The sequence below is a fragment of the Pseudomonas sp. HMWF006 genome, assembly GCF_003061205.1.
GTDB classification, from domain to species: Bacteria; Pseudomonadota; Gammaproteobacteria; order Pseudomonadales; family Pseudomonadaceae; genus Aquipseudomonas; species Aquipseudomonas monsensis.
Window position 1 is genome coordinate 1 of record NZ_QAIU01000466.1, and the last position, 2,924, is coordinate 2,924.

2 protein-coding genes and 1 pseudogene are annotated in these 2,924 nt (G+C 56.3%); 1 reads left to right on the forward strand and 2 read right to left on the reverse strand.

Features of this window, described 5'->3' with window-relative positions:
• A pseudogene (locus tag DBR24_RS20385) lies at positions 1-355 on the reverse strand (DNA polymerase II); the annotation flags it as partial.
• Between the two features lie 202 nt (positions 356-557).
• Between DBR24_RS20385 and DBR24_RS20390 the strand changes: the two are divergent.
• Entirely contained in the window at positions 558-998 is a 441-nt protein-coding gene (locus tag DBR24_RS20390; protein ID WP_123462262.1) for a CBS domain-containing protein, read from the forward strand.
• A gap of 60 nt (positions 999-1,058) precedes the next feature.
• Here DBR24_RS20390 and DBR24_RS20395 read toward each other — a convergent pair whose 3' ends face one another.
• Complete coding sequence (locus DBR24_RS20395; protein ID WP_128615666.1) at positions 1,059-1,682, reverse strand: glutathione S-transferase; 624 nt, start codon at positions 1,680-1,682, stop codon at positions 1,059-1,061.
• Positions 1,683-2,924 lie beyond the last annotated feature (1,242 nt).

The following is a 2,924-nucleotide window of genomic DNA, read 5'->3' on the forward strand; positions in this document are numbered from 1 at the left end:
CCATCAGGTAGCGTTCCGGCGGGCGCACGTCAGCCTCGAACACGTCGACGCCGGCGCGGCTGAGCGCGCTTTCCAGACGCATCAACTGGCCGTGTTGCTGGCAATACAGGCCGAGCACCGGGCGATGTTCGAAATCCTGCAGAGCCAGCGGGCGCAGTTCCACGTGCTTTTCGTCGTGCAGCAGGCGCTCGGCCGCTTCGCGCTGTGCGGCAGGGATAAACGCCACCGACGTCTGCGGCGCCAAACGCACGCGGCGCGGCCCGGCGTCGGTTGCCAGCCAGAATTCGACTTCAGTGCCCGCCGGGGTATCGCGCCAATGCCGGGTCAGGACGAAACCCTGCTGTAAATCCACCACTGCGACCTCAGGAATTGAAACAGAGCCGCATTCTACGCTCCGCTGGCATGGAAGAACCTTGTGGGTTTGCACTTCACAACACTGAATGGGGATTTTTTCCGCATATGACGTTTTTTGCGTGCTATCTGCCGCTTTGCCACCTTGCCCTGCGCGCTTGCGTCTACGATGCTTGAATAACAACGACAACACCTGAGTAACCGCCATGAAGACCGTCGCCCAACTGCTCAAGCTCAAAGATCAGAAAAATCAGGAAGTGCATCAGATCAAGCCTGATCACATGGTGCTCGAAGCGCTGATGAAGATGGCCGAGAAAAACGTCGGCGCCCTGCTGGTGGTCGAAGACGACAAAGTGGTCGGCATCATCAGTGAACGCGATTACGCGCGCAAACTGGTGCTGCATGGACGCTCGTCGGTGGGCACACCGGTGCGCGACATCATGGTGGCGAACGTGATCACCGTGGACACCCATCAAACCGTCGACACCTGCCTGGGCATCATGTCCGACAAACGCCTGCGCCATTTGCCGGTGGTGGAGAACGGCAAGCTGATCGGCTTGCTGTCGATCGGTGACCTGGTCAAGGAAGCCATTGCCGAACAGGCCGAGCTGATCAGGCAGCTGGAGCAGTACATTCGCGGGGAATAATCCCCGAAGCCCCCTGCAGGAGTGAGCCTGCTCACTCCTGCATTTGGTTTTGCGGTGTGTTCAAGAAGGCCAATGCCGGGCGAATACCGGCGCCAGCACCGGATGCCGGTCAATCCGCTGCAACCACGCATAAAACCCCGGTCGCGTCTGACGCAAATGCTCACGGCTTCCCGCCCAGCGTGTGACCACCGCCGCCAGCACATCCAGCGCGCCGGGCGTTTCGTCATCCAGGTACAACTCGGCGGAAAACTGGTCGGCAAACACCTCCCAACTCCAATGCAAACGCTCACGTGCGCCAGCCACCAGGTTCTGCCGCGAGGCTTCGTCGGGCATCAGCAGCCAGCGCTCGGGGTAGTCGATGACACCGATCGCCGCGTAGCAATTGCTGACGATGTAGACCAGGCCGCGAATCGCCTGATCACGATCCTCTGCCTGGGCCGGCAGCAAACCGGACTTGGGAAACGTCAGGCCCAGATGAATCAGGATCGCCGCGCTCTCGGTGATGACACTGCCGTCAGGCAGTTGCAAGGTCGGTATCTGCTTGAGTGGATTGAGCTGGGCCAACGCCTCGGCGGCTTCGGTGCTGGCTTCGATATCAATGAAACGGTAAGCGATCTGGCACAGTTCCAGCGCCGCTTCGATGGCGGCTGCGCCTGAGTTTCTGTGCCCGTAGAGCTGGTACATATCCAATCCCCCCCGAAAAGACCATTGCCACAGGGTAGATGGCTGTAGCGTGGGTGTAGAAAAAATCTGTCTGTGTATCGGTTTTGGCACGGTTTTCCCATGCATTCGCGACTTGCGAATTCAAACCTCGCAAAACAGCGCTGGCGGTGCCCATCCCGCACCAAGAGCAATCATCGAACGCTATCCGCGTTCTTGTAAGGTGCGATACCGAACCAAAAGTTCGTGTATCCGAGCTGGCAACAAGGAGTTCACCGCGTGAATCTTCAAACGTATTGCCGCATCACGTCCCGTTGGTATCCATTGGCGCAAAGCCGAGTTAGCCGGAACAGCTCCGGCCATCCACACGTTTACCTTATTACCTGAACCCAAGCGTCACGCACTGCGTTGGCGGCATTGATTGCGCCTGCGCCACGGCACTATTTATTTTTTAAATATAACCCATGAAGTTATTGCGCAAGCGCTACATGAATGCTCGACAGCAGGATTGTCGAACAATAACTTGAATATTTTTAATTGCACCAAAAATGCGCTCGCAACCATAACTAACAAATAGTTGAAGCATACATTTCAAATCAACAAGAACAAGGAATACGGCCTGTGACCCGCTAATACATTGACCCGCACCAAATCAGTCCGCCGCGCACCATCAAGCGCCCTGGCGGACCCGAGTTCAGCTGCTCTATCTCGCTAATCGGCCTGATACTGCGCGCGGTCTGACTCGCCTTTAAAAAAGCCCCGGCATTCGGGGCCGTGGACAACCCTGCACTAAAGAAAAACGGGGCAACCGATAAAACTTATATAAATGCGACATGGGTAACAGTGGTGAAATAACCGCTCTACATTTCAGCAATATTTGGCACAGCGGTTGCAAAACGAACTTCGAACGCAACATCTGCAGGAGCTGCCGAAGGCTCGGCAGGCCCTAGATAAAACAACACCAGGGAACGGCTAATGAACATAAAAAGTCGATGACACTAAGCCAGTAAGCCTGCACAAGCCTATTAATAGATAGTTCAACTATCGGCCTGCGCACACCTAGAAGAAAGTTACACCCACCCACTCGAACATCACCCATATGTTCGGACGGCACCTTATTGCCCTTCATCAACCCGAGGGAGCTTTAATGAACGATGCGGTAAAGCACAAAACCCTGCCGGGGCCATTACGGGAAGCGCCACTCCCGCCGGCGTTGGGCGGGCCGGCCTTTAAAGCCAACACCTCGCAACCCGGCGGGTTGAATAA